Below are 20645 nucleotides of genomic sequence, written 5' to 3'. Positions count from 1 at the left end.
CAAGAGATTGCCCAAGAGTGAGAGTATTTGCATTACCACCATAATCCCCAGGTGGTATTGAGCCGAGATGCGCGATCGCTGGGGCGTTAATTGACGCTAAATGCCTAACAATTAAAGCTTTTACCCCAATGTCGTCTTCCCTATATAACACGACATTAAAAAATTGCGCTCGCCGCCAGTGCTGAGTAACTTCCTTCCCAAGTGGAACTAACTTCATCAACCTGGATAAGTGATTCTTGTAACATATTTAACTAAAATAGTTAACTGGTAAGCATCCCTTGGGTACTCTAAAAGCATGGTCAAATTAGTTTGATTGGGAAAAAAGTGATAAACACTGATTTTGAAATCTCAGGATGGATAGCAATTGCTCAACTCGTAATTATTGTTATTTTTGGCTACTTATTCTCCATAATTGCTAAATTCAGATATCGAAACTCTTTCGTATCCCTCCAGATTTTTAAACCAGGCGATTACACTTCATGTTTTGTGGATGATCCTCGAATTATGTTTCAAACAGTACCAAAATGGTATTACTTTGTTGCTGTTAGATATCATCCGGACGGTCAGGTTGCCAATGAGACTTTCTACTCAATAGTTGGGGACGTAACAGTTATAAATTTCTCTGATGGCAGGTGGTCTGGTACAAAGTCTAATCTTTATTCAAATTTGCTCCTGGTTGCACTACCATTCATCGGTTTTGTTTTGATATTGTTAACTCAATCTGTTTCAGCTTCAGTAATTGTAGAGCAAAGTGATACAAGTCATGAGTTTATAAAGTATGGAACGATATTGTTCGGCTCAGTTTTTCTTTCAGTACCAATCAATATGATTTTTTATTTTCTAACTCATTTTAAGCGACCATTACAACAATCTAATCGTGGATAGGAAAGAGTTAGGACGACTGACAATACGCTGATATTGCTGAATATCTTGCTCGGAAAGAAAGCAGCCTTGGCGCTCATTGAGCCACTTTTGACAAACTTGGTAACCTTCTAAAGGGACTTGTGAGGATACATCTTCAAAGTACTGCGTTTGGTTGAGCCAGATGGGGCAGAACAGTTTTTTAGCTGAGTTTGGCTCAAGCATTGTGTAGAATAAAAATACTACTATCTTGATTGTGTTCCAGTTATAGGATCTCTGGCAAAAATTGGGAGTTACTTCTTAATAATGCGATTTGTTGCAAAAACCCTGAATCATTTGATGAAAGAAGCAATAATAAGTTTAATAGTCAATATTTCATTTCACTAGTAATCCGATGTAGTTCTTGAGAAAGAGACTGCAACAAAAGTGATTGGGCTGAGTGCAGGAAGAAATGATCGCCTATAAACATCTGTAGTAAAAATTGAACATTTGTCTCTAAGGAAAGATGAAATCTCGCTTTTGGCAGGATATAGGGTGTAGTGTTTAATGACAATTGAATTTGGATTGCGCCAAGGAGTTCAACATCTTTTAATTCCCCATACCCTACACCCACTCAGCCCACACCCATAAGTCAACCATATCAAGGGTTTGCGCTTAACTTAGTAGCATTCGACTAAAATAGTCGTTATGGCTGACTATGAGCGGCTTCTTCCATTTTCTTGCGAAGACTGAGCGGTCTCATGTCAGTCCATACTTCTTTAATGTATTCGAGACATTCTTGTTTCAAACCACTTTTGCCAGCATCCTTCCAGCCGAGAGGGTTCTCCCGGTAGTCTGGCCAAATGGAATACTGTTCTTCATGATTGACTACAACTTTGTAAATTGTTGTGTCTTCTTTGTCGTCTTGGTACATATTTTGTCTCCCGTTATTTAACTAGAAAGAAATTAGGCGCAACTTCGCCAAAATTGAGAATTAAATTCTGTGCGACTGGTGAGGCTCACTGTTGGACTGATTCAAGGTGTCCCTTGCCTTCTAGTGTTTGTAAATCAATATCTGCAATGCATTTAACTTTTACGTAGTTCAATGTCAAGTTGCCAACCAAATGAACTTTCCCTGTTTGACGCTCAAAGTCAGCTTCATTAAAATTAGATGCTTCCGGGTCGAGTCTGACACCTAAATCAGTACCTCCCTTTGTGTTTACAAATTTGATATGTACGTACCCTCGGTCGATACTTTCTTTCAGCGCCGTAGCTGTTTTGTCTGGTCGTAAGCTTGCTTCAACAGGATGTTCTCCTTCTGACAATCGCTGCACTAACTCATTCATGAGATTATCTCCCCTTTAAGAATTGCTGTTGTCTTGAATTGCTGTTGTCTTGATTTGCTGATGCTTGTACTTGTACTCTTTCGTAAACTGGAATTTCAAAAGCAAGGGTATTGTGGCAAAATTCCTTCCATTGCGGAGTTACATTGTCAAAAATAATATTCTCATCCTTGAAAATTCCATCTGTGACTACGTAGTTTTCTTGCAGATAAAGAAAATCATCATCAGTGAGTTCCCTATTCACTTCAACTTCGTTGCCCGAAACTTCTTTTTTTTCTTTTCTTGTATTTTTAATACACTCCGTCCACTGAGTAAACTCACGTAATTTTTTCAAAGAGTAAGCTTTGCAATACTTTCCTATTGTTGCCATAGTAGTACCTCCATTGATAAGCTAATCGTCATTCATTTTTCAGGATGATTATTTTGTAGTAAGGGCTACCCTGCGGGAACGCTGCGCGAACAGACCTAGTTTGATGCAACTTAAATACTCATTAGTTTATTCTTTTTGATAGCGATGTGATTAGCTGTGTTTTAATATTTCAACAAAATTGGCAGAATTGGTCGTGCATCAAGATTTTTGTCTCTAATTCCCTCGTCAAAAGTTAACTCTAGCAATGGAGATTTCCCTCGTTCAATAGTAACAGCACTATGCGTACAAAGCACAGACATAGCATCAGTTAAATCTTTGTCACTGTTAACTGTGATTTTTACATTTGTGAGCTTTTTTACACCCAAAGGATGAGAGATTAATTGTTGATGCGCTGTTAATGAGGGGTCGAGCCAAGTTGTGAGAGCAATACAGTCAGGAATCACAAAGCAAAAAGGCTCTTTCTGATTTTCAAGATTTTCTGTTGCAAAACTAATAGACATCTGCTCTGGTATCAACTCAGTCCAATTTGAAGTTGAACGGAATACTAAACTGCTGTCATCAGACTTCTTGCGTAGACCAATACCAAAGGGAGATACTCCTATATGTTGCCCATGAAAGCGGTTTAGTATATGAACTCCCACGTGTACAGACTGCTGTTTTACTAAATGTCTATTTTCTACCCAAATTAACTCAAGATAAGTATTCTCAAAAAAAATTATCCTTGAGGCTGTTCCCTGTTCCACATGCTGCACTAATTGATTAGAGCAGTAAAAACCAAGTTCTTCAAGAACAGATACACTTTCAGCACCTTTTGCCGTGCAGATAAAAATGCGATCTACCTCTAGAAAAAAATCATTTGTACTCATCTGGAGTGACGTTGTTTGCATAGCAACTAATTCTCAGCTTTAGTTTTTCTTGCTGAACTCTAGACTCTAGACAAAAATATTTGTCTTACTCAGTAACCCATGTGTGGAAAGTTAGTCCGTACTATTAGTTGAGCTTTTATTTGCCTCCACTAAAACGAGCATATTTTTCACCCAAAGGTCAATGGATGACAGAACACTACAGATATTACGTTACTAATTAAGAATCTTACTCAAGTAAAATACCCTATTTTGATATTAAAAAACCATTTTTTTCTTTTTTCATCGTTTAGTGGGAAAGCATTAATTATAAAGATTATCATCAAGCTCAAAAAATATCAAGCTACTTACCTCATCACTTGCCTATGACTGAAAAAGATTTCAGCAATCACGTTGCTGGATACCATGCACAATCACCATATAATCAATTATGATAAATTTTGTGTAGAAAGTAATTTTAGACAAATTGTGAGTAAGTTGAAAAAACAGAGTCAAGTAGTCACTGGCTTCAACTATGAAATTTTGGATTCTGAACAACGTATTGTTATTCAGCAGCGCACTGGAGAAATTAAGGAGCGCTTACGGCGTTCAGCACAGGATATTTGGGAAATTGGTCAGAAGCTGGCTGACGTGCGCTCTCGGCTCAAGCACGGACAGTTTGAGACTTGGCTGAAAGCTGAGTTTGGTTGGAGCCGACGGACGGCTTACAATTTTATTAATGTTTATGAAGCATTTGCAGAACGTGCAAATTTTGCACAAATAAATATTGCCACATCTGCACTCTACCTTTTAGCAGCACCATCAACTCCAGAAAACATCCGTCAGGAAATTCTGCAACGTGCAAAGGGAGGCGAAACCTTAACTCATAAGAGTATTCGTCAGGTAATTAAGGAAGAAAAATCGCAGTCTACTTCTGCTGCTTCCCTTGAACCACCACAGTCAGTTACTTGTAAACCAGAGATTGTGACTATAATTCCGAAGGAGGCAGTTAAAGTTGAAACGCCAGTTTCAGAAGTGACTGTAGCAAAGACTTCCTCAGTCTCGCCTGTCGCTTCAACTCCTGATGAAATACAGTCAAGTTGGTTTTTACTAGAAAAGCAACATTTTTTGTTCTGTGGTGATACAGCCTCATCCCAATTTGTTGAACGCATACCCTTTGCTGCACTTGCTATTGCGATTACCTCTGATGACTGGGATCATGATTGGTTAGTTGAGCGGGCAAAAACTGTAATTATCTTTCCTGAATCAGATTTCAAAGAGGGTTTAATTGAACAGCTGATCGAGATGTTTTCGGCATCTGGGAATACAGTAATTTTTCCCTGGCTACCAAGCATGGATATGATAAAAATTGCTCATCAGCTAAATAGGCGAGTGTTTGCAGGAGATCCTGATATTGAGCGTTGTCGTCAAGCGATCGCACACTTAGGATTAAAAACTGAGCCATTGGACTATTCTTAGATTATTAAATTGTTCCGATCCCAATTCCCGAATCCAAAACATTCAACAGTTTTTCTTCCAAAACAGTTAAATAAGGTCGGTTCAGTTTTCCTAAAGACTCCAAAAACCTTTGAACTGATTCTTCCAACGTGCTGGAGTATATTTTGCTGATGCGATCGCTGATTTGTTGTATTTGCTGACATCCCAAAGGTGAGTAACCATAAGACTTCAGATGCTTTAGCCCAATAGTGTACTCTCCATCCCAAAGCCTGACGGTGCAGGTGAAATCGTTCACTTGGCTGACGATCGCCCAACACCCACTCTTGCCCCTGAGTTCGGGATTGTCTTGGGCAATGATTTGGCAAACTTCACCAATTTCATAATTATTTGGCACTTTCTTGTACTCCATGAATCGCTGAACTACGTCTTTGACGATTCTACCAGTAGGAACTTTGCCACTAGCCTCCTGGACTGAAAGCTGCCATGCTTGTTGTTGTTGCTGGGGTTCTAGCTTTGTCAAAGGCCGGACTTGCCCTTCAGATGTGGGCAAAATGTGATCAATTTGATCACATTTTTCAGTTAAATTATCAAAAATAACAGCTGCCTCCATTAAAAGGTAAGGTTGTCTACGGCTGTAACCAAAGCGCTCGCGGCAATAGTCCTCAAATGTTTTGTGTGTGGAACGGTATAACCTGCAATCGCGTAACTCCATTAACGCCTTCCCTGCTTCATAAAAAGCGCGTTCAACTTTTTGCTCTAAATGCAGGCGTAAGCTTTGTTCCTCTTCACTTAAATCTTCGACTTCAACAGCGGTAACGGTAATTGTTACTGAAGCAAGATTTTCTTGTTGAGCAGTATCTTTCTTTGCAGAGTGTTTTGGTGGTTTTGGAGCGTAAGAGGCAGCAGAGGTAGCTTTTTTGCGCTTACGGGGTGGTATGTTCATTGTCTTGCTGCAAAACCAATAGTGTTTGAGCCAATATTATGTTTTACCATGATTTGTGTAGTTGTATTTAATATCTTTCCTAAGCTGGTACTAATATCAATCCGCATTTTCAAACGTAATTTTCTTGAGATAATTAGTAAGTGAGCGTCATCTTTCTGGTCGGTTCATCAATTCGCTCAATCCAAGGCATTGTATGTTAATGACCGAAGTGCATCGAATCAAACACTTAGTTGTAGAAATTATTTTCGCGTACTACTTCATAATTTCGCTTCTTTTGAAATCTTTTTCAGCAATCACGTTGCTGGATGCTATGCACAATTAACATAATAATTGGCTAAGATAAATTTTTTGTAGAAGGTTGTCTAAACAAATTGTGAGCAAGTTAAAAAAACATAGTCAAGAAGTCACTGGTTTCGACTACGAAATTTTGGATGACAAACAGCGTATTGTTATTCAGCAGCGAACTGGAGAAATTAAGGAGCGCTTACGACGTTCAGCACAGGATATTTGGGAAATTGGTCAGAAGCTGGCTGATGTGCGCTCCCGGCTAAAGCACGGACAGTTTGAGACTTGGCTGAAAGCTGAGTTTGGTTGGAGCCGACGGATTTCCAGAATCGGATCTTAAAGAGCAACTGATTGAACAGCTAGTCAAAATGTTTTCTGAACCAGGGGAGGCTGTGATTTTTCCTTGGTTACCAAGTAAGGATATGATACAGATCGCTCATCAGCAAAATAGGCAAGTTTTTGCAGGCGATCCTCTAAGTGTGCGTTGCTTTGAGGCGATCGCACATTCACTATTCAAATTTGAGCCATTGGGCTACCCTTAGACTACGGTATTCTTATGCCTGGGCTAAAATCAGGTTGTTAAAAGCATTTTGATTTTTCCAGCTATTGGCATCTATCAAAAGTAATAAATTATTTTTTTGATAGTCTAAAATGATACATATTTCAAATATTGATAATTATTAGCTATTAATAAAGGATTGCGTAAATGCCACAATCCCTAGTAATGTGAGAAAGTCTAAATGAAAATAACTAGCAACATATAAGTTTGCATAACTAGCTTATAAACTTGAGGCTGTTTTTCCTAAAGCAACATCCAAGTCTGTCTAAGAGTTTTCCCAATAGAGTTAAATAGTTCTGTAAAAGCACCACTTTCAGCAAGAAAGGGCTGTGTTTTTCTAAGGTTTGCTAGATTTTATCTCAGTGGATTGTCAAGAAGATACACATAACACCTGATTCAAATCCTTGTTCAGCCAAGAGTGAGTGTGAGATTAATTTTGCCACTATTGTTTGCCTGCATCGGAATTAGCTGAGGCATAGTAATGACCCCAATTATCAATTACTTCCGAGAAATTTCCCCTCAATGTGCAACAATCGTTGATGTTCTGCGCGATCGCAGTTTCCAAATGCCGCACGCACAAGCGTTCACTTTCCTTGAGGATGGAGAAACTCAGGAATTAACGCTGACTTATTATGAATTGGATCGGCGCAGTCGGGCTGTAGCAACTCAACTGCAATCTCTTGGTTTAAGTGGGGAACGCGCTATATTACTGTATCCTCCCGGACTGGATTATCTAATAGCATTTTTTGGTTGTCTATATGCTGGAGTCGTGGCAGTTCCAGCTTATCCCCCTCGCAATCAACGTAAAACACCCAGAATACAAGCTATTACCATAGATGCACAGGCCAGTGTTGCTCTCACCACGACAGCAATGCTCCCCGCATTACAATCAATATTCACACCAGATACAAAACAGGGAAATTTTCGCTGGATTACAACTGATAACATAGCACAGGGTCTAGAAGATTCTTGGCAGGAACCTGCAATTAATGTAGATACTTTAGCCTTTCTGCAATACACATCGGGTTCTACCGGCACGCCAAAGGGAGTTATGCTCAGTCATGGCAATCTGTTGCACAACGCTGCTGTCACTTATCAACTCATGGAACATTCACCCAGTAGCAAGTTTGTCTCCTGGCTACCTGTTTACCATGATATGGGATTAATTGGTGGCATTTTGCAACCATTGTATGGTGCTTTCCCTTGCATCTTAATGTCGCCAGCATCTTTTCTGCAAAGACCTTACCGCTGGCTAAAAGCGATTTCTTGTTACAAAGGCACCACGAGTGGCGGCCCTAACTTTGCCTATGAACAATGTGTTCAAAGAATTACTCAACAACAAAAAGAAACTCTTGACTTAAGTAGTTGGAGTGTCGCGTTCAACGGTGCTGAACCAGTCCGGCGAGATACCCTTGAGCAATTTGCAGTCACCTTTGCAGAATGTGGCTTTCGTGCAGAAGCATTTTATCCTTGTTATGGTATGGCGGAAGCAACTTTAATAGTTTCCGGTGGGATCAAAACAGCCTTAGCCCAAGTCAGAACTGTAGAGAAATCTGCACTTTCACAAAACCAGATAGTCGCAGCAATTGGTCAGAGTCAAGATATCCAAAGCTTTGTCAGTTGCGGTAAAACAATTCCTCAACAGCAGATAGTGATAGTAAACCCTGAAACATTAACTCGCTGTTCATCAGATGAAATCGGCGAAATCTGGGGATCTGGCCCGAGTGTAGGTCAAGGTTATTGGAATCGCAAAGAGGAAACGGAGCAAATATTCCACGCCTATTTGAAAGACACAGGAGAGGGGCCATTTTTACGAACTGGTGACTTAGGCTTTCTATACAATGGAGAACTTTTCATCACAGGTCGAGCCAAAGACTTAATTATTATTCGCGGTCGCAATCTATATCCACAAGATATAGAATTAACCGCCCAACGCAGTCATCCATCATTACGTACTGGTGCGAGTGCCGCATTTACAATTGAAGTTAACAACGAAGAAAGGCTCTTTATTGTACAAGAGTTAGAGTTTCGCGCCAAGCCAAATTTAGTAGAAGTAGCTAGCGTAATTCGGCAAGCAGTTACTGATGAACATGAAGTACAAGTTTATGCCGTAGTTTTGATTAAACCAGGTAGTATCCCCAAAACTTCTAGTGGTAAGATTCAACGACGTGCAACTCGCGCTCAGTTTCAAAATAGCGAATTGAATATAGTTGAAAGTGACATTCTGAAAATTAGTGATATTGTCAAAAAGGAGACTCAATTACAGCGTTCTGAACTGTTGGCACTTCCTCCAAGAGAATGTCAACCACTCCTAGAAAGTTATTTAACTGAACTGTTGGCGGGAGTACTTTCAATTGCAGTAGATGATGTTAATCTACAAGAACCATTAAGTACGCTGGGACTTGATTCTTTAAAAGTATTTGAGTTGAAGAATCGGATTGAGGTTGATTTAGAAGTAGAAGTATCTGTAGCAGATTTTTTTGAAGGAATGAGTGGGCGATCGCTTGTCACCAAATTACTTGCTCAAATGACAACAGATGCACTACCGTCATTATCCTTTATTCAACAAGATAAAAACACATCACATTATCCTCTATCTTTTTCCCAGCAGGGATTATGGTTTATCAATCAGTTAACTCCCGATACTCCTACATATAATATTCCTATAGTTATTAACTTCAAAGGTTGCATTAACTTCACAGCTTTACAAGATAGTCTTAACCAGATTATTAGACGACACGAAGTATTACGCACAAGCTTTACAGTGGTGGATGGACAACCCGTCCAAGTTGTAAATGAAGCTGTACCCTTAACTTTAATGGTTGAAGATTTGCGTTCGCTATCAGAAAACGAGCGTATCCAAGAAGCACAACGTTTGGCTACAGAGTTTGCACAACAGCCATTTGACTTATCTGCCCAATCGCTTTTGCGTAGTAAAATTTTCCAATTAAATGATATAAATTATCAATTGCTTGTGACTCTGCATCATATAATTGCGGATGGTTGGTCTATCAGTATTCTGATTAAAGAAATAACTGCACTATATGAAGCATTCTCAACAGCCAAACTCTCACCACTTCCTGAATTACCAATTCAGTATCGAGATTTTGTTAATTGGCAACGAAAATGGCTTGATGGCGAACGCACTCAATCATTATTGAGCTATTGGAAACAAAAGTTGCAGGATGAACTTCCTGTACTGAATTTACCAACAGACCGACCGCGATCGCCAGTTCAAACTTTCAATGGCACTCAAGCGAAATTAGTTCTGTCTCAAACTCTGACAAAAGCACTGAAGAAACTAAGCCATCAAGAAGGTGTAACCTTGTTTATGACCTTGTTGGCGGCTTTTAAAACCTTGCTTTACCGCTACACAGGTCAGACTGATATATTAGTAGGTTCGCCAATCGCCAATCGTAACAGAGCAGAAATTGAGTCATTAATAGGATTTTTTGTCAATGTTTTAGTTCTGCGTACAGACCTATCTGGCGACTTGAGTTTTCAGGAGTTACTAGCGCGGGTGAAGTCAACAGCTTTAGAAGCTTACGTTCATCAAGACTTACCTTTTGAGAAGTTAGTAGAAGAACTACAGCCAAATCGAGACTTAAGTTACAATCCGCTATTTCAAGTAATGTTTGTTCTTCAAAATGTGCCAAAGCCTAATCTAAATCTCACGGATGTATCAATTACTTATGAAGAAAGTTACAACGGCACATCTAAGTTTGATTTGACATTGTTTATGGAGGATTCCGAGCAAGGATTGGTTGCAACTTGTGAGTACAATACGAATTTATTTAATGCAGATACAGTAACCCGGATGTTGGGACACTTGCAGACTTTATTGACAAGTATAGTTAGCGATCCCCAACAGCGTGTAGCAGACTTGCAACTACTAACTTCATCTGAAATACAAAAGTTATTAGTTGAGTGGAATGATACTAAGACAGACTACCCACAAGATAAGTGCATTCATCAACTGTTTGAAGCACAGGTAGAAAAAACACCAAATGCTGTTGCAGTCGTTTTTGACAACCAAGAATTAACCTACCAAGAGTTGAACGACCGAGCAAATCAGCTAGCACACTACTTACAAGAACTAGGAGTAAAGCCAGAAGTCATTGTCGGTGTGTGCATGAAGCGCAGTCCAGAAATGCTAATTGCATTGCTGGCTATTTTAAAAGTAGGTGGGGCTTATGTACCACTAGACCCAGCCTATCCCCAAGAGCGTTTAGCTTTCATGCTAGAAGACAGTCAAGCAAAGGTACTGTTGATTCAAAGCCATTTAGTTGAATTGTTTGCTAAATCGAATCTCCATGTTGTCTGTATCGATAGAGATTCAGATTTACTTAGCCAACAGAGTAGAGAAAATCTGCTTAGTGAAGGAAAACCGAATCACCTAGCTTATGTCATCTATACTTCTGGTTCTACCGGCGTACCAAAAGGTGTTGCGATAGAACATCAAAGTTGTGTTGCTTTATTGACATGGTCAAGAGAGGTCTTTACAGATAACGAACTTGCTGGAGTTTTAGCATCAACCTCCATTTGCTTTGATTTATCGGTATTTGAACTGTTTGTCCCCCTCAGTTGGGGTGGGAAAGTGATTCTTGTAGAAAATGCTTTGCACTTACCCTCGTTGGCTGCTGAGGTCAGCTTGGTGAACACAGTCCCAAGCATCATTACAGAATTATTGCAAGTGAATGGTATACCTGCTTGTGTCAGGACAGTTAATCTTGCAGGCGAACCACTGCAAAATCAGCTTGTACAGCAGATTTATCAAAATCATCATATTCAGAAAGTTTTCAATCTTTACGGCCCTTCTGAAGACACGACCTATTCTACATTTACTCAAGTAAATAGAGATGATAAAGTAACTATCGGTCGTCCCATCGCCAATACACAAATTTATCTGTTGGATACTAATTTGCAACCTGTACCAATTGGTGTCCCAGGAGAAATTTATATTGGTGGTGCTGGTTTAGCTAGAGGCTATTTAAATCGACCAGAGTTAACAAAGGAACAGTTTATATCTAATCCATTTAGTAATAAATTTGAATCATGGCTATATAAAACTGGAGATTTAGCTCGTTATTTACCAGATGGAAATTTAGAGTATTTAGGACGAATCGATCGTCAGGTTAAGATTAGAGGATTTCGGATTGAGCTGGGTGAAATCGAAAATGCATTGCTCAAACATCCAGCAGTGCGAGAAGTTGTAGTTTTGGCGCGAGAAGATAAGCAATTGGTGGCTTATGTTGTTTGTTTGCTAAAACAAATACCCACAATTAACGAGCTGCGAACCTATCTCAAAGAACTCTTACCTGAATATATGGTTCCTGGTGTTTTTATCTTCCTAGAGACCTTACCACTATTGCCTAATGGAAAAGTAGATCGTCGTGCTTTGCCTGCACCAGAAGTCTTGCGCTCAACATTAACGACTACTTATCAAGCACCCCAGTCAGAAATGGAACAGCAGATAGCGAAGCTTTGGCAAGAGGTGTTACATCTGGATAAAGTAGGTATTCATGATAATTTCTTTGATCTTGGCGGGCATTCACTATTAATGCTTCAGGTTAATCATAAACTGCGGGTAATTTTGCAGCGAGATATATCAGTTGTGACTCTATTTCAGAACCCGACTATTTACTCTTTAGCGCAATATTTAAGTCAAATAACAGAGGATAAATTAGCTTTTGAAATGGTACGCGATTCTCCTTTGGAGAGGCTGCGCCAACGTATCCAAAAACAAAAAACAGCACGTCAGAAACAAAAGCAGTTACTTATGAAGCAACCGAAAACTTCTTGCTAGCAAAATTTTTGTGAATGATGTGGATGTAATTAATTTCAGAATACAGAGGTAAATATAATGCTAGTTTTAGGGTTTACTGGAGGACTTGAGCTTATTTCCGAAGAACGACGTGGATATGATGATGTTTGGCTTCACGACGCAGCGTGTGTTTTGATTGAAGATGGAAAAGTTGTCTGTGCGATTGAAGAAGAAAGGCTCAATCGAATCAAGCATACCAATAAGTTTCCTTTAGAATCATTTCGTTTTTGCTTAAAGACTCATGGTATACAACTACAGGATGTAGACTTAATTGCATTTTACAGTTCAATTGAATATTCTGAAATTTGGCTTAAACTACTTTTTTTAAATCATCCTCAGTTAACAACAATTGATCCAAAAATAGTGTTTCAAAATCTTTTTCGTAGAGGATTAGGCTGCGAAATAGATCCAGAAAAGTTCTGTTTTGTTCATCATCACTATGCACACGCAATGAGTGCTTTTGCCTTATCTGGTTATGACAGTAGCCTGATTACCACATTTGACGGTTCAGGGGATAACAGCTCTGGTATGATTTTTGAGGGCAAGGGAACAATGCTTAAGCAGATAGCTGATATTCCTATCCCTAAATCTCTTGGTAGTTTCTATACTAATGTAATATCTTTTTTGGGGTATAACCAATTTGATGAATATAAAGTGATGGGGTTAGCTCCTTATGGAAACCCAGAAAAGTATAGAGATTTATTTCAAACATTTTACACGTTACTTCCTAATGGAGATTATGAAATTTTTCCAAAAAGGTTAATTTCACTTTTTGATTTAGGGATACCGCGTCGAAAAGGAGAATCTTTCACACAAACTCATAAGGATATCGCTGCATCACTTCAAGAAGCTCTAGAAGATATAATTTTTCATGTAATTAAACATCAAAAACAAGAAACAAAGCATAAAAACCTTTGTCTGGCAGGGGGAGTAGCACATAATTGTACTCTGAATGGGAAAATATTGCGCTCTGGAATGTTTGAAAATATATTTGTTCAGCCTGCGGCTCATGATGCCGGCTGTGCTTTAGGAGCTGCTTTATATGCCTATTATCAGGCCAATCCAACGGCTCAGAAGCCTTCTCAGCTTGAACATGTTTATTGGGGAACAGATATCGGGAATTCTTCTGATGTTGTGAACCAATTGATGCAATGGCAAGATTTTATTGCGTTCGAGAAATTGGACAATGTTCCCGAACAAACAGCAAAGTTATTAGCAAATGGTTCTGTTGTAGGATGGGTTCAAGGTCGTTCTGAATTTGGCCCAAGAGCTTTGGGTAACAGAAGTATTCTTGGAGATCCGCGCCCAGAAGAAAATAAAACTCGGATTAACAAAATGATTAAGAAGCGGGAAGGTTACAGACCTTTTGCTCCGTCAGTTTTAGAAGAGGATGTGGATGAATTTTTTGAAGTTCCACATAATCAAAAACACCTCCCGTTCATGATATTTGTAGTTAATGTTAAAGAAGATAAACGTCAAAGTTTAGGCGCAATAACTCACATTGATGGAACAGCTAGAATCCAGACAGTATCACAAAAAACAAATAAAAGATATTGGGATTTGATTAATTCATTTAAACAATTGATAAGCATTCCAATTTTGCTTAATACTTCCTTCAACAATAATGTTGAACCAATTGTAGATTCTGTTGAAGATGCCGTAGTTTGTTTTTTAACTACAGGATTAGACTATACTGTTGTAGGAGATTATCTGCTTAGAAAGAAGGATGTATCATGGTGGCATTATATGCCTCTGAGACTTTTTCTTCCGCTTCATATTTCGTTGCATGAGGTTAAGAAATTTAATTCCGAGGAAAAGTTTGACAACTTGTTCTATATTAAGAATAGCTATAATCATGAATTTCAGCGAGAGGTATCAGCAGAAGTATTTGATATTTTGAAGTTAGCGAATAGTGAGAAGACGATAGAAAGCCTTCTCAATAAATATGGTGAAGCAGAAGAAGGAAAAGCGAAAGACATAATTCATGAACTTATAGAATTGTGGTCGCAACGCTTAATTATTCTCCGACCATGAATAGTATCCTTAATCACTTCTCTTTTGAAGAATACCTATTAAAAAACGCGAAGCCAGAAGATAGGTAATCTTAGAGTTAGTCAAAAGACAAGAGAAAAATCTGTTTAGCAAACAATGTGCGATTCTCCTTTGGAGAGCCTGCGCCAACGCATCGAAAAATAAAAAGTAGCGAATCATAGAACAAAAAAAATTATAAGGAAATCAAGAAATAATTTTCACTAACAGAAAGTAATAATTTGGGAATTTATCAAAAATGCTTACTAGCCATTCTCGTTCTTGGCAGTTATTAGTAATTTCTGCTCAGACTGACTCAGAACTAAAAACTGCTACCGTAAACCTTGCAGATTATTTGAGACAGCATCGTGACTTTAACCTTGCAGATATTGCTCAGAAATTGCAACGCGAACAAAAAGCTTTTAAGCATCGGCGGATGGTTGTTTGTCAGGATATAGAAGATGCTCTAGTTGCACTTGCAGATCCCAGGCGAGTACTTACCAACAACCAAGAAACAGCAGAACGTCCTGTTGCGTTTATGTTTCCTGGACTTGGTACTCATTACGTCAACATGGCTTGGGAACTTTACCAAGTTGAACCCGTATTTCGCGCCTCAGTTGACTACTGTTGTGAATTTCTCCAACCTCTTCTCGGTGAAGATTTGCGAGATGTAATCTATCCAAACAGAGCCTCTCAACAAGACCAACAGTCGCCTCAAGAAAATTCTTCAGGTCTGGACTTGCGAAAAATGTTAGGTCGCAGCCAGACACCAACCGACGCAAAGATTGTAGCTGCAACATCTTTACTTAATCAAACTCACCTCGCTCAACCAGCCATTTTTGTCATTGAATATGCCTTAGCACAGCTATTGATATCCTGGGGAATTCGTCCGGCGGTAATGATTGGCTATAGCATTGGTGAATATGTAGCAGCGACTTTGGCAGAGGTTTTATCTTTAGACGAGGGTTTAAAACTGATTGCTGCTAGAGCGGAGATGATTCAAAAGTTGCCAAGTGGAGCAATGCTTGCAGTTCCACTTTCGCCAACAGAGATATCTCCCCTACTCAATAACAAACTCTCACTTTCTGCGGTGAATGGCTCATCTATGGGTGTAATCGCAGGTGAAACTGATGCTATAGAAGTTTTAGAACAACAGTTAACTAAAAAAGGTTTAGCTTGTCGTCGTCTGGAAACTTCTCATGCTTTTCACTCTCATATGATGGAGAGTGCTAGTTCTGACTTACGTGAGTTGGTAACAACATTTAACCTGCAAGCCCCAAAAATTCCTTATATATCTAACGTCACAGGAACTTGGATAACAGCAGCATCAGCTACAAATCCTGATTATTGGGTTAAGCATATGTGTCAACCTGTGTTGTTCGCTCCAGGTATACAAGAGTTATGGAAACAACAATATCCGATTTTATTGGAAGTAGGTCCTGGACAAACTCTAGGTAGTTTTGCATTGCAATGTATAGAAAATAATTCAGCAGTCAGTCAAATTATCTTGCCTTCTCTTAGATATTCATACGATCGCAAACCAGACTTAGCATTTTTACTGAAAACATTAGGTAGGTTGTGGTTAACAGGAGTGCAAATAGATTGGGCGGGATTTTATGCTCAGGAGTCTCGTCCTTCTATTCCTTTATCTGTTTAAACGCAGGTAGCGCAGAGGTTCGCGCAAAGTAGCGCAAAGGTTTTTCAAAAATCTTTACTTTGTGTTCTTAGTATCTTTGTGGTTAGTTTTTCCAAGTTATGTAAAACTATGAACATTCAAACAGTAGGTGTTATCGGTGCGGGTGTAATGGGAATAGGGGTTGCACAAAACCTCGCTCAAACAGGGCATCAAGTTATCCTGGTAGATATTTCTGAAGATATCCTAGATAAAGCTAAACACGAAATCAGGAATAATATCCGCTTCCAGAGTTTTTTTAAAAAAAGCAACAATATAGAAACTCCAGATAGTATTCTTGAAAAAATAGAACTTTCAACAAACTATAAAATTTTAGAAAATGCAGATTTTGTAGTTGAAAATGTTACCGAAAAATGGGATATTAAAAAGGAGATATATCCCTTGCTAGATTCCATTTGCCCACCAGATTGCGTATTCGCCGCTAACACATCAGCAATTCCCATTACCCGCATAGCTTCAGTTACCAAACGCGCCGATAGAGTCCTTGGTATCCACTTTATGAATCCCGTACCAATGAAGCCGATGGTGGAGATGATTCGTGGATATCACACCTCTGAAGCAACAATTGAGACAGCAAAACAAATGTTGGCTCAGATGGGTAAAGAATGCATCATTGTCAATGATTCGCCGGGTTTTGTTTCCAACCGCGTGTTGATGTTAACTATTAACGAAGCTGTGTTTCTGTTGCAAGACCAAGTAGCTACAGCAGAAGATGTGGACAAAATCTTTAAAGGCTGTTTCGGTCACAAAATGGGGCCTTTAGAAACAGCAGATTTGATTGGACTAGATACCATTTTATTTTCTATCGAAGTTTTGTACGAAAACTTTAACGATAGCAAGTATAGACCATGCCCTTTACTGAAAAAAATGGTGGATGCAGGACTACATGGTAGAAAAAGTGGTAAAGGTTTTTACGTATATCAATAGGAAATATCACAATTTATGAATGAAATTCAAACTAAAATCAAAACTTTTCTCTCCAAATTCTTCGGCAATCATGACTTACAACCAGATGAAGATATTTTTGCTCTAGGTTTTGTCAATTCTATGTTTGCCATGCAACTTGTTTTATTCGTAGAGCAAGAGTTTCAGATTGCTATTGAAAATGAGGATTTAGAGTTTGAAAATTTTCGGACAATAAATTCTATTACCAATTTAGTTGAACGTAAGACTGCTGTAATAATGCATAAATAGTAGCAATAATTACAAAGTGACACAAAATTTATAGTTACAGAAGTTTAGAATGTTAGGAAATTTATGAAAATTCAAGCTAGTGAATCGATTTTAAAAATCAAAAATCCTAGTACAGAACAGTTTTTAGAGATATGGAAGCAATATCAGCCTTTTTTAATTGAAGGTGTTGCAGAACATTGGGATGCTTGTCATAAGTGGTCTAATGATTATCTGATCGACCAGTGTGGAGATAATATAATCCCTGTTCGTTTTTATACAAAAAGTTTTTTTAATGATTTTCATAACTTTGCTTGTGAAGGTGGTGATTACGATACTCTTGAAAAGAAAATGAAATACAAAGAATATGTAAAGGGCTATGTAGAACACATAAAGAATCAGAATAATAATTCTAATTTATTAGGATGCTATCTACCTCAAGCATACTTTGAAGAGCGGTTTCCTGAAATTATTGCAGATATCGCTTATCCACAATATCTAAATAGAAAGCCAATTGTATTTTTATGGCAAGGTTTCTCAAGTAATAATTTTTCTTCAACTACTAACCTTCATTTTGATGGATTTCATAATATTTTTGCTCAAGTCCGAGGTAGAAAAAGAATACTTTTATTTCCACCTTCAAATTATTTGTCATTCTATCCCCCTCTTGAGAAGAGTATTGGTATACCAGAGTTTAGTAAGGTAAACCCAGATGTTCTAAATTTAGAATTATTTCCGAAGTTTCCTTGGCAAGAAAAAATTGAAATTATACTTCAACCGGGAGAAATGCTTTATATACCACCTTTTTGGTGGCATTATGTTACAGCAGTAGATGAGAATATATCATTATCATTTTTCTATGATATTAAAATGGGAGATATTTTCAGACAGAAAAATATGATATCAACTATTCTAAATATTGCACCTTATTTTCTATATCATGCAATTTCTTCTCCAAGAACTTTCAAGAATTTTATGTCTTTTATTAAGGGCAAATTGGTAGATGACAGGTTGCCAGGTTAAAAGAGAATTACTCTTTAAAGAGAATTTATGCTGTAATTTAGCAAAATTTACAGTCAAATGACAAAATTAATATTGAAACTCTTTCTGTAACTCGCTATTAAACATATGAAAGCTCAAGCTATTGACTCAATTTCAAAAATTAAAAAACCTAGTACAAAACAGTTTTTAGAGATGTGGGATAAATATCAGCCTTTTTTAATTGAAGATGTTGTTAAACATTGGGAAGCTTGTAATAAGTGGTCTAATGATTATTTGATCGAACAGTGTGGAAATAATATAGTTCCTATTTGGTTTTTTAAACAAGGTTTTTTGGATAATTATAAAAAATTTGCTTATGAAGATGGTTCTGTTCCTGCAAAAAAAATGAGATACAAGGATTATATAAAGGATTATATAGAGAATAAACTTAATGAAAGCAAGAATAATTCTGATTTAAAATGTTATTTATCTCAAGTAGATTTTGAGGAATATTTTCCTGAAATTATTGGAGATATAATTTATCCAGAATACTTAAACAGTAAACCGTTTGTTAGCTTATGGCATGGTTTTTCAAGTAAGGACTATACTTCGGCTAGTACTCTTCACTTCGATCGAGTACATAATATTTTTGCTCAAGTTCGAGGTAGAAAAAGAATACTTTTATTTCCACCTTCAAATTATTTGTCATTCTATCCCCCTCTTGAAGACAGTTCCGGTATTGGACATAATAGTAAGGTAAATCCGGATGTTCTAAATTTAGAATTATTTCCGAAGTTTCCTTGGCAAGAAAAAATTGAAATTATACTTCAGCCTGGAGAAATGCTTTATATACCGCCTTTTTGGTGGCATCATGTTACAGCAGTAGATGAGAATATATCATTATCGTTTTGGTACGATATTAAAATTCAAGATTTCTTTCAACAGAAAAAAATTTTATCAGTTTTCTTAAATATTGCACCTCATTATCTTCGTCATGCAATTTCTTCTAAACAAGGTTTAATGCATACTATGAACTTTTTTAAAGGTGTTATATCATAGAGTATTTTTACTAAAATTGCTCCTTCTGAGCATTCTTTATTTTTTGATATATAGTCATATTCATGAAAATAGAACTATCTGCTCAACAAAAAAACACTCAAGCAGAATTTAGAGCTTTTGTTAATGAGGAAATATATCCTAATGCTGGGGAATGGGATAGAAAAGAATATACCCCACCAGAAGTTATTCACAAAATAGCTCAACGCGGTTTTCTCGGTGCCATATTACCCCAAGAATATGGTGGTAAAGCAATGGACATGATTACCTACGGTATTCTCAACGAAGAAATAGGACGTGGATGTTCTTCTGTTAGAAGTTTGCTGACAGTTCACAACATGGTTTCTCAGGCGGTGTGTAAATGGGGTAATAAATCTCAAAAAGAATATTGGCTTCCCAAGTTTGCATCTGGAGAAATAATCGCTGCATTTGCATTAAGCGAACCTCATGTAGGCAGCGATGCTAAAAGTGTAGAAACAACAGCAACTTTAACTGCTGATGCTTATGTCTTAAATGGGCAAAAAAAATGGATTACCTATGGACAAATAGCAGATGTATTTTTGGTCTTTGCTAAATGCGAGGGTAAAGCTACTGCTTTTTTAGTTGAAAAAAATAGCCCAGGATTCTCAGTCAAACCAATGTCTGGCATTTTAGGTGTTAGGGCTTCAATGTCAGCAGAATTACAGTTTCATAACTGTCAAATTCCTCAAGAAAACTTAGTTGGTAGATTAGGTTTTGGATTTTCCTACATTGCTGCTTCTGCCCTTGATTATGGTAGATATAGTGTGGCATCGGGATGTGTCGGTATTGCTCAAGCTTGCTTAGAAGCTTGTATCAAGTATACAAACGAGCGAAAACAGTTTGGCGTTTATCTAAAAGAACATCAATTAATTCGCCAAAAGATTACTCAGATGATAACTAACACAAAAGCAGCGAGACTGTTATGTTATCAAGCTGGTTATCTTAAAGATATTAACGACCCTAATTCAATTATCGATACTTCTATTGCTAAGTATTTCGCATCTACAGTAGCCACCAAAATAGCAAATGATGCCGTGCAAATTCATGGCGGTAATGGTTGTAGTAACGAGTACCCTGTTGAGAGGTATTTACGCGACTCGAAAATTATGGAAATTATTGAAGGTAGTACTCAAATTCAAGAAATTACGATCGCCGAGTCAGGTTATCAAGATTATCTTTTTGCAACTGTGACTACTGACTTAGAAAAGAAATTAGCAGAGAGAACTTAATAT

The 20645-nt window shown here is 37.9% G+C and carries 18 protein-coding genes; 11 read left to right on the top strand and 7 right to left on the bottom strand.

Annotated elements, in window-relative coordinates; translation table 11 throughout:
• The 6 genes from RMY31_RS33360 to RMY31_RS33335 form a co-directional block, all read right to left on the bottom strand.
• A partial coding sequence (locus RMY31_RS33360; protein ID WP_409879197.1) for a hypothetical protein occupies positions 1-217 on the bottom strand: 217 nt, incomplete at its 3' end.
• A gap of 644 nt (positions 218-861) precedes the next feature.
• Positions 862-1086 carry a hypothetical protein gene (locus tag RMY31_RS33355; RefSeq protein WP_409879196.1) on the bottom strand — a complete coding sequence of 75 codons (225 nt, stop codon included), beginning with the start codon at positions 1084-1086 and terminating at the stop codon, positions 862-864.
• Positions 1087-1546: 460 nt separating this feature from the next.
• The gene (locus RMY31_RS33350; RefSeq protein WP_322661306.1) at positions 1547-1774 is read right to left on the bottom strand and encodes an MbtH family protein; all 228 of its coding nucleotides are present in this window, start codon (positions 1772-1774) and stop codon (positions 1547-1549) included.
• 85 nt (positions 1775-1859) lie between these two features.
• A complete protein-coding gene (locus RMY31_RS33345) occupies positions 1860-2186 on the bottom strand; it encodes an MbtH domain protein (protein WP_322661308.1) in 327 nt (108 codons plus the stop codon).
• A gap of 4 nt (positions 2187-2190) precedes the next feature.
• On the bottom strand, positions 2191-2553 hold the full coding sequence (locus RMY31_RS33340) for a hypothetical protein (protein WP_322661311.1): 363 nt from the start codon (positions 2551-2553) through the stop codon (positions 2191-2193).
• 161 nt (positions 2554-2714) lie between these two features.
• Positions 2715-3440, bottom strand: a complete 726-nt coding sequence (locus RMY31_RS33335) for a VOC family protein (protein WP_322661313.1) — start codon at positions 3438-3440, stop codon at positions 2715-2717.
• A gap of 444 nt (positions 3441-3884) precedes the next feature.
• Between RMY31_RS33335 and RMY31_RS33330 the strand changes: the two genes are divergently transcribed.
• Positions 3885-4874 (top strand): DUF3102 domain-containing protein, encoded by a 990-nt coding sequence (locus RMY31_RS33330; protein WP_322661315.1) that lies wholly within the window; start codon positions 3885-3887, stop codon positions 4872-4874.
• A 4-nt stretch (positions 4875-4878) separates the two neighbouring features.
• Here RMY31_RS33330 and RMY31_RS33325 read toward each other — a convergent pair whose 3' ends face one another.
• A complete protein-coding gene (locus tag RMY31_RS33325) occupies positions 4879-5796 on the bottom strand; it encodes a hypothetical protein (protein ID WP_322661317.1) in 918 nt (305 codons plus the stop codon).
• Between the two features lie 373 nt (positions 5797-6169).
• On the opposite strand from RMY31_RS33325, the gene RMY31_RS33320 reads away from it, so the two are divergent.
• The 10 genes from RMY31_RS33320 to RMY31_RS33275 all read left to right on the top strand — a co-directional run bounded on the left by RMY31_RS33320 (position 6170) and on the right by RMY31_RS33275 (position 20642).
• Entirely contained in the window at positions 6170-6421 is a 252-nt protein-coding gene (locus tag RMY31_RS33320) for a DUF3102 domain-containing protein (protein ID WP_322661319.1), read from the top strand.
• Complete coding sequence (locus RMY31_RS33315; RefSeq protein ID WP_409879191.1) at positions 6384-6623, top strand: hypothetical protein; 240 nt, start codon at positions 6384-6386, stop codon at positions 6621-6623. The genes RMY31_RS33320 and RMY31_RS33315 overlap by 38 nt, the downstream gene beginning before the upstream one ends.
• Before the next feature lie 498 nt (positions 6624-7121).
• Positions 7122-12446, top strand: a complete 5325-nt coding sequence (locus RMY31_RS33310; RefSeq protein ID WP_322661323.1) for a non-ribosomal peptide synthetase — start codon at positions 7122-7124, stop codon at positions 12444-12446.
• 57 nt (positions 12447-12503) lie between these two features.
• The gene (locus RMY31_RS33305) at positions 12504-14498 is read left to right on the top strand and encodes a carbamoyltransferase (protein ID WP_322661325.1); all 1995 of its coding nucleotides are present in this window, start codon (positions 12504-12506) and stop codon (positions 14496-14498) included.
• Positions 14499-14751: 253 nt separating this feature from the next.
• On the top strand, positions 14752-16149 hold the full coding sequence (locus tag RMY31_RS33300; RefSeq protein WP_322661327.1) for an acyltransferase domain-containing protein: 1398 nt from the start codon (positions 14752-14754) through the stop codon (positions 16147-16149).
• A 108-nt stretch (positions 16150-16257) separates the two neighbouring features.
• Positions 16258-17112, top strand: coding sequence for a 3-hydroxyacyl-CoA dehydrogenase family protein (locus tag RMY31_RS33295; RefSeq protein ID WP_322661329.1), 855 nt, complete (start codon positions 16258-16260; stop codon positions 17110-17112).
• A 15-nt stretch (positions 17113-17127) separates the two neighbouring features.
• On the top strand, positions 17128-17379 hold the full coding sequence (locus RMY31_RS33290) for an acyl carrier protein (protein WP_322661331.1): 252 nt from the start codon (positions 17128-17130) through the stop codon (positions 17377-17379).
• Between the two features lie 63 nt (positions 17380-17442).
• The gene (locus RMY31_RS33285) at positions 17443-18378 is read left to right on the top strand and encodes a cupin-like domain-containing protein (protein WP_322661333.1); all 936 of its coding nucleotides are present in this window, start codon (positions 17443-17445) and stop codon (positions 18376-18378) included.
• Positions 18379-18483: 105 nt separating this feature from the next.
• The gene (locus tag RMY31_RS33280; RefSeq protein WP_409879188.1) at positions 18484-19395 is read left to right on the top strand and encodes a cupin-like domain-containing protein; all 912 of its coding nucleotides are present in this window, start codon (positions 18484-18486) and stop codon (positions 19393-19395) included.
• A gap of 62 nt (positions 19396-19457) precedes the next feature.
• A complete protein-coding gene (locus RMY31_RS33275; RefSeq protein WP_322661337.1) occupies positions 19458-20642 on the top strand; it encodes an acyl-CoA dehydrogenase family protein in 1185 nt (394 codons plus the stop codon).
• Positions 20643-20645: the final 3 nt, after the last annotated feature.

Origin of the sequence: Dendronalium sp. ChiSLP03b, from assembly GCF_034531165.2 — a bacterium.
GTDB lineage: Bacteria > Cyanobacteriota > Cyanobacteriia > Cyanobacteriales > Nostocaceae > Dendronalium > Dendronalium minutum.
The sequence above is the reverse complement of the archived record's forward strand: the minus strand, read 5'-3'. Positions and strand labels throughout refer to the sequence as shown.